We start from the raw sequence: 7,564 nt of genomic DNA, 5'->3' as shown, positions 1-7,564 counted from the left end.
ACCAGCCCGATCTCGCGCTCGGGGCTGGGGGCTGTGACGGGGGCGTCGATAAGCAAGGGGACCACCGCCGGCTTGGACGCCAGCTGCAGCCGCCACGAGCCCAGTGCACGGGAAGCGGCGTAGGCGGCACCGGCAAGCAGATAGGCGCGGCGCATCTACTTCTTCCGGTTACCGGCCTTGACCACGCGCTTGGTCCCCGGTGAGGGAGCCTTACGGGTGGTCTTCTTGGTCGCCTTCTTCGCCGGGGCACCGCCGTCCGCGGCCTCCTTGGCACGGCGTTCGGACAGCAGCTCGTTGGCACGGGCGTCGGTGATGGTCTCCGGGCTATCCCCCTTGCGCAGCGAGGCGTTGGTGGTGCCGTCGGTGACATAGGGACCGAAACGACCGTCCTTGACGGACATCGGCTTGCCGGAGACATCGTTGTCGCCGAGCATCTTCAGCGGCGGCTGCGCGGCCGCACGGCCACGACGCTTCGGCTCCGCGTAGATGCGACGCGCCTCGTCGAGGGTGATGGCGAAGATCTGCTCCTCGTTGGCCAGCGAACGCGAATCGCTGCCCTTCTTCAGGTACGGGCCGTAGCGGCCGTTCTGGGCGGTGATGACCTCGTTGTCGGCGGGATCGACACCCACCTCGCGCGGCAGGCTCAGCAGCTGCAGCGCCTGCTCCAGGGTGACAGAGGCCGGCTCCATCGACGAGAACAGGGAGGCGGTGCCGGGCTTGAGATTCTCCTCGACGAGGGCGTTGATGCGCTTTTCCTTCTGCGCGGCCGCCGTCTTGGTGCCCCAGTTCTTCGCCCGCTTTCCCTCGGCGGCACGCTCGGCGTCCTCCGCGGCCCGTTCCTGGAGGACGATCTCCTCGGCGGCGGCCTCGGCGGTGGCGCGCTCGTCGTCACGCACGACCTCGGTGACGTACGGGCCGTAGCGGCCCTCCTTGGCCACGATCATGCGGCCGTTGGCCGGGTTCTCACCCAGCTCACGGCCGCCCTGCGGGGTGGCGAAGAGCTTCTCGGCGAGTTCCAGGTTGAGCTCGTCCGGGGTGGTCGACTCCGGGAGGTTGGCGCGCTGGTACTCGGGCTCGCCGTCCTTCTCGCCGACCTTGCGCTCGATGTAGGGACCGTAACGGCCGACGCGGACGAAGACGGCGCGGCCTTCCTCATCGTCGAAGAGGTGCAGGGAGTTCACGGCGCGGGCGTCGATGTGCTCGAGGTTTTCACCGACGAGTGCCTTGAGTCCGCCGTGGCGGGCGATGGACTCGGCGGTGTTGTCGTCGGCCTCGGCGTCGCCGAAGTAGAAGCCGGTGAGCCACCGGGTGCCGTCCTCCTCACCGGCGGCGATGTTGTCCAGCTCATCTTCCATCGAGGACGTGAAGTCGTAGTCGACGAGCGGGGTGAAGTTGTTCTCCAGCAGGCCGACCACGGCAAACGCCACCCAGCTGGGCACGAGAGCGTTGCCGCGGGGCACGACGTAACCGCGGTCCTGGATGGTCTTGATGATCGACGCGTACGTCGACGGACGACCGATACCCAGGTCCTCCATCTTCTTGACCAGGCTGGCCTCGGTGTAGCGGGCCGGCGGGTTGGTGGCGTGGCCGTCCGCGGTGATCTCGGTGGCGGTGAGGGCATCGCCCTCGGTGAGGTTCGGCAGCCGCTTTTCGGCGTTGTCGGCCACGTCGCGGCCGTCGGCCTGGCGGGTGGTCTCCACGTAGGCGCGCAGGAAGCCCGGGAAGGTGATGGTGCGGCCGGTGGCGGAGAACTCGGTCTCCTCGCCCGTGTGCGCGGTACCCGCGATGGTCACCTTCATGGAGGTGCCCTTGGCGTCCGACATCTGGGAGGCGACGGTGCGCTGCCAGATGAGCTCGTAGAGCTTGAACTCCTCGGCGTCGAGCTGTCCGTGCAGCTCACCCGGGGTGGCGAAGCGCTCACCGGCGGGGCGGATCGCCTCGTGAGCCTCCTGGGAGTTCTTCGACTTGCGGTCGTAGCGGCGCGGCGAATCAGCCACGAAGGCGTCACCGTAGAGTTCCTTCGCCTGCTGGCGGGCGGCGGTCAGGCCCTGCTCCGACAGCGAGGTGGAGTCCGTACGCATGTAGGTGATGTGGCCGTTCTCGTACAGCCGCTGCGCGATACGCATCGTGCGGTCCGAGGTGTAGTGCAGTTTGCGGCCGGATTCCTGCTGCAGCGTGGAGGTCATGAACGGCGCGTACGGGCGACGGGTGTAGGGCTTCTCCTCCACCGCGGACACCTGCATGTCCGCCCCCTGCAGAGCTTCGGCGAGGGCCTCGGCCTGCTGCTTATCGACGACCACCGCCTCACCCTTGAGCCGGCCCCGGTCATCGAAGTCACGCCCCTGGGCGACGCGGCGGCCATTGATCGTCGCCAGCTTCGCCTGGAAGGTCCGCGGGTTCTCCGGGTCATCGCCCTCGCGTCCGGTGTCCAGATCAGCGGACAGGTCCCAGTACTCGGCGGAGATGAACGCCATGCGCTCGCGTTCCCGCTCGACGATGACGCGGGTGGCCACGGACTGCACGCGGCCCGCCGACAGGCGCGGCATGACCTTCTTCCACAGCACCGGGGACACCTCGTAGCCGTAGAGGCGGTCGAGGATACGGCGGGTCTCCTGGGCGTCGACCAGGTCGGCGTCGAGCTCGCGGGTGTTCTCCGCGGCGGCGAGGATGGCGGGCTTGGTGATCTCGTTGAACACCATGCGGCGCACCGGAACGGTGGGCTTGAGCACCTCGAGCAGGTGCCAGGCGATGGCCTCGCCCTCGCGGTCGGGGTCGGTGGCCAGCAGCAGTTCATCGCACTGCTTCAGCTTCGACTTGAGGTCCGCGACCTTCTTCTTCTTGTCGGGGCTGACGACGTAGAGCGGTGCGAAACCGTTCTCCGTGTCCACACCCAGGCGCGCCCACGGTTCCTTCTTGTACTTCGTGGGGACGTCAGCAGCACCGCGCGGGAGGTCACGGATGTGTCCGACCGAGGCCTCGACAATATAGTCGTTGCCCAGGTAAGGCTGGATCTTCTTCGCCTTGGTCGACGACTCCACAATGACCAGGGTCTTCATCCCTGATCCCTTCGCTTCTGCCACGGGGGTTTCTTCCCTCTCGTTCCTCGCTGCGTATTTCATGGGACACAACCGTCCTTCCGGGAGACTTTAGCCCAGACCCGGTTTCTTTCAACACGTTACACAGTATTTAATGGGCCTCCTGTGGCCGGTCCATTCGCAGGAACCTCACAGCTGCTTCCCCCGCCCTGCCTTCCGGCTGCGGAATCGCTATCGTGGCGAAGATGACCGAGCAGATCATCACCTGGGTGGAAGGCCTGCTCACCCTGCCGGTGTTTTATCCGGTCCTCGCCGCCCTGGTCGTCATCGACTCCCTGGTGCCCCTCATCCCCAGCGAGGCGGTGCTGACGATCGCGGGCACCTGGTCCGGTGCCCGCGGCGTGCCTGACCTGGGCACGATCATCGCCGTCGCCGTGGCTGCCGCCATGGTGGGCGACAACTTCTGCTACCTGTTGGGGACGCGGCTCATCGGCGTAGTGGAGCGCACCCCGGCGGACACCTCCCGCGGGCGGGCGATCGCCTGGGTACGCGAGAGCATCCGGCGCAACGCGGCCACGACCATCATCGTCGCCCGCTTCATCCCCTGGGCGCGGTGGTTCATGACGATCATGCTCGGCTCCGTGCGCTACCCCTGGAGGTGGTTCTTCCTCTACGACACCATCGGGGTGGTGCTGTGGGCCCTGCTCGCCGTTCTCATCGGCTACGCCGGGGGCTGGTATTTCTCCGACTTTCCCCTGCTCGGCCTGGTCATCGGCGTCACCGCCGGCAGCCTCGTGGGCATGGCGATCCAGTGGGTGCAGCTGCGGTGGGTGGGGCGTCGATAAGCTCACCCCACCGACCCCCGGAAACAACAATGACCGCCCTCCCGTGAAACGGGTGGACGGTCCTGCGAGAAAACTATGTCGAACCGGTGGGGCCGAGAGTTTCCTTGGAGAGCTCGGTGTGAGGCTTAGAGCGGGCGAACAGCCTGAGCCTGCGGGCCCTTGGCGCCCTCACCGATCTCGAACTCGACCTGCTGGTTCTCCTCGAGGGTACGGAAGCCGGAGCCCTGGATCTCGGAGTAGTGGACGAAGACGTCAGCGGAGCCATCGGCCGGAGCGATGAAGCCGAAGCCCTTCTCAGCGTTGAACCACTTCACAGTTCCCTGTGCCATGTTTTAAACCTATTTCTTGATGTGGAGGTGGTACGGCGCCGACATCTGCCGACAGCCGGGTCGTATCGAACCCCCGATGGACCACCATCCCCGATGTGGAGCGGTGATTCGGGTGCTCGCGTATAAATCCCTTGCGAGCACGTAAACGTAACGCACAGAAACAGCGACCGGCACCCAGTGTGTCACGGATCGTCCTTCCGCGATAGTCTTACGACGTTTCCGGGCGCGAAATGTCCCTGCGCTCTCCCACATACAGGGGTGATCACAATGACGAGTCCCCACTCCCCGGGCGCCTCTCTCGGCGCCGAACTGGCGGCCGCCATCACCCGCCGTTTCCCCGGCTCCACCTGCACATACTCCACCGTCCAACCGGCCCGCCCGGCCCGGCACACCGACTGGCCGGAATGGGTGCACACCGGGCTGCGGGGGTATCTGGAGGAAAACGGCATCCCGCGGCTGTTCCTCCACCAGGCCGCGACCGCCACGCTGGCGCACGAGGGCCGCGACGTCGTCGTGGCGACGGGCACGTCCTCCGGCAAGTCCCTGGGCTACCTCCTGCCCGTCCTCAGCGACCTGGCGGCCGACCCCACCGCCTGCGCCCTCTACCTCACGCCGACGAAGGCCCTGGGTTCCGATCAGCTGCAGGCCGTCACGGAGATCACCCGCGTGGTCGACGGGCTGGCCGCCATCCACCCGGCCCCCTACGACGGTGACACCCCCACCGAGGCCCGCTCCGGGATCCGCGACGCCACCCGCTTCGTGTTCACCAACCCGGACATGCTGCACGTGTCAGTGCTCGCCCACCACGCCCGCTGGGCCCGCCTGCTCCGGCGGCTGCGCTACATCGTCATCGACGAATGCCACACCTACCGGGGCGTGTTCGGGGCGAACGTCGCCCTGGTCCTGAGGCGGCTGCTGCGCCTGGCCGGGCACTACGGCTCCCACCCGACCGTCATTCTCGCCTCCGCCACGGCGCACGACCCGGCGGCGCACGCCACCAACCTCCTCGGCCGCCCGGTCACCGCCGTCACCGAGGACGGAGCCCCGAGCGGGGCCCGCACCGTCGTGCTGTGGGAACCCGGTTTCCTCGAGGGGGTGGAGGGTGAGAACGGCGCCCCCGTGCGGCGCGCCGCCACCTCCGAGGCGGCGGGCATCATGGCCACCTTCGTCGCCGAAGGCGCCCGGACCCTCACCTTCGTCCGTTCCCGGCGGTCCGCCGAGCTGGTGGCGCTACGCACCATGGAGGAACTGTCTTCCCTGGGACGCCCGGACTTCGCCCGCCGCATCGCCGCCTACCGCGCCGGCTACCTGGCCGAGGACCGCCGCCGGCTGGAGCATCAGCTCGACGACGGCACCCTGTTGGGGGTCGCCACCACCAACGCCCTCGAGCTGGGGATCGACGTCGGCGGACTCGACGCCGTGGTCACGGCCGGTTTCCCGGGCACGGTGGCCAGTTTCTGGCAGCAGGCCGGGCGCGCCGGCCGCCGCGGCCAGGGGTCGGTGGTGGTGCTCGTCGCCCGCGATGAGCCGATGGACACCTACCTCGTCCACCACCCGGAGGCCCTGCTGGGCCGCCCGGTGGAACGCGCGGTGTTCAACCCCCGCAACCCCTATGTGCTGCGGGGACATGTCTACTGCGCGGCCGTGGAGAAACCGCTCACGGAGGCGGACGTCGAGGCCCTCGGGGCGCAGGAGGTCGTCGCGGAGCTCACGGAGGCCGGTCTCCTGCGCCGACGCCCACGCGGTTGGTTCCCTACCCCGCTTATCGACGCCCCCCTCACCCCCGAGACCGCCCACGCCACCGTGGCTCTGCGCGGGGGCAGCGGTCAGGAGGTGCTCATCGTCGATGTCTCCGACGGCCGTCTGCTGGGCACCATCGACGCCGCCCGCGCCGCCGCCCAGGTGCATCCCGGCGCGGTGTATCTGCACCAGGGGGAGAGCTTCGTCGTCGAGGAGCTCGACCTCGACGACCACCTCGCCCTGGCCCGTCCGGAGACCCCGGAGTACTCCACGATCGCGCGCTCGGAGACCGACATCCGCATCATCGGCGACCCGCTTGCCCTGGTGAATTACTCCCCCGGTCTGTGGGTGGCCAACGTCGAGGTGGAGGTGACCGACCGGGTGACCGGGTACATCGTCAAGCTCCCGGACGGCACCACCGCCGACCACGTGCCCCTGGACATGCCGGAGCAACGCCTGCGCACCCGGGCGGTGGCCTACACGATCGACCCGCTGGCGCTCGAGGCGATGGGTGTGAGCGCGGGAGAGACCCCGGGGACGCTGCACGCGGCGGAGCACGCGGCGATCGGGTTGTTGCCGCTCATCGCCACGTGCGACCGCTGGGACATCGGCGGGGTGTCCACCGCCCTGCACGCGGACACGATGCTGCCGACGGTGTTCGTCTACGACGGCCACCCCGGCGGAGCGGGCTTCGCCGATGAGGGCTTCGCCCGCTTCCCGGAGTGGATCGAGGCCACCTTCGAGGCGGTGCGTTCGTGCGCCTGCGAGTCGGGTTGTCCTTCGTGCGTGCAGTCGCCCAAGTGCGGCAACGGCAACAATCCGCTGGACAAGGCCGGAGCCCTGAAGCTCCTCGGCGCCCTGGTGACCATGACGGGCGCTATACCGGGCCCGCCGTCGCCGTGACCTCCTTCCCCCGCACGCGTGCGGTGACGCGCAGATCCGCCCCGCGCACGTCGCAGGTGCTTATCGACGCCCCGTTGTAGCCCGCCACCTGCTCCGCCACCGCGCAACCGTGGTCGCCGCGGTAGAGGGCGAACGCGCCGGCCACCGCCGCGAGGTCCGCGGCCACCTGCGCCCGGTGTCGGGCCTCGACCTGTCCCGCCGCGGCAACGACCACCAGGCACAGGCTGATGAGGGCGGCGGCCGCCCCCGCGGTGACGATGGTGGGCATCAGGGCACCTCGACCGGGAACACGGCGGCGTGTCGGCGGGTTCCCAGTGGGGAGGGCACGCTGGCGACGGCGGTGGCCAGGCCACCCGCCTCACTCACGTGAACCTCGCCGCGGGGCGGGGTGAAGCTGTGCCCGATGGCGTGGGCGCGGGCCGCAGCCCCGGCGGTGTCGACGGCCACGAGATGAGCGGACATGGTGGCGATCCCCGCGACGATGATCCCGCACACACTGACGAGGCTGCCGATCCCCAGCGCCGTCTCGATGGTGGTCACGGTGCGGAACTGAGGGCGTCGGTGATGATTCCCTCGATAGCGGAGACGACGGCAGGGGCGTTGATCACCCCGTAGAGGACGGCTGCCAGGGCGGCTGCAGCGAGCGAGCCCATGGCGTATTCCACCGTCGACATGCCTTTGTCGTCGCGGAGGGTGTCGATGGTGCGGGTGA

At 68.8% G+C, this 7,564-nt stretch carries 7 protein-coding genes; 2 read left to right on the top strand and 5 right to left on the bottom strand.

The genetic code is table 11. The features are described 5' to 3' along the window. Nucleotides 1–155 precede the first annotated feature (155 nt). Entirely contained in the window at nt 156–3,056 is a 2,901-nt protein-coding gene (topA, locus tag Q4F73_RS10235) for a type I DNA topoisomerase (protein ID WP_303359245.1), read from the bottom strand. Between the two features lie 224 nt (nt 3,057–3,280). On the opposite strand from topA, the gene Q4F73_RS10230 reads away from it, so the two are divergent. Next, nucleotides 3,281–3,880 carry a DedA family protein gene (locus Q4F73_RS10230; protein ID WP_303359244.1) on the top strand — a complete coding sequence of 200 codons (600 nt, stop codon included), beginning with the start codon at nt 3,281–3,283 and terminating at the stop codon, nt 3,878–3,880. 125 nt (nt 3,881–4,005) lie between these two features. Here the strand turns inward: Q4F73_RS10230 and Q4F73_RS10225 are convergent, their stop codons facing one another. Beyond that, a complete protein-coding gene (locus Q4F73_RS10225) occupies nt 4,006–4,209 on the bottom strand; it encodes a cold-shock protein (RefSeq protein WP_040084711.1) in 204 nt (67 codons plus the stop codon). A gap of 267 nt (nt 4,210–4,476) precedes the next feature. On the opposite strand from Q4F73_RS10225, the gene Q4F73_RS10220 reads away from it, so the two are divergent. Then, the gene (locus tag Q4F73_RS10220; protein ID WP_303359243.1) at nt 4,477–6,852 is read left to right on the top strand and encodes a DEAD/DEAH box helicase; all 2,376 of its coding nucleotides are present in this window, start codon (nt 4,477–4,479) and stop codon (nt 6,850–6,852) included. Here Q4F73_RS10220 and Q4F73_RS10215 read toward each other — a convergent pair. Genes Q4F73_RS10215 through Q4F73_RS10205 form a run of 3 tightly spaced genes read right to left on the bottom strand, consistent with a single transcriptional unit; the run spans nt 6,827 to nt 7,553 of the window. Next, nucleotides 6,827–7,120, bottom strand: a complete 294-nt coding sequence (locus Q4F73_RS10215; RefSeq protein ID WP_303359242.1) for an Rv3654c family TadE-like protein — start codon at nt 7,118–7,120, stop codon at nt 6,827–6,829. The genes Q4F73_RS10220 and Q4F73_RS10215 overlap by 26 nt on opposite strands. Beyond that, the gene (locus Q4F73_RS10210) at nt 7,120–7,392 is read right to left on the bottom strand and encodes a hypothetical protein (protein ID WP_303359241.1); all 273 of its coding nucleotides are present in this window, start codon (nt 7,390–7,392) and stop codon (nt 7,120–7,122) included. Before Q4F73_RS10210 ends, Q4F73_RS10215 begins: the two co-directional genes overlap by 1 nt. After that, nucleotides 7,389–7,553: a DUF4244 domain-containing protein gene (locus Q4F73_RS10205; RefSeq protein WP_303359246.1), complete on the bottom strand. Its 165-nt coding sequence runs from the start codon at nt 7,551–7,553 to the stop codon at nt 7,389–7,391. Before Q4F73_RS10205 ends, Q4F73_RS10210 begins: the two co-directional genes overlap by 4 nt. Between the last annotated feature and the right edge of the window lie 11 nt (nt 7,554–7,564).

It is taken from the genome of Corynebacterium sp., from assembly GCF_030535495.1.
GTDB lineage: Bacteria > Actinomycetota > Actinomycetes > Mycobacteriales > Mycobacteriaceae > Corynebacterium.
The sequence above is the reverse complement of the archived record's forward strand: the minus strand, read 5'-3'. Positions and strand labels throughout refer to the sequence as shown.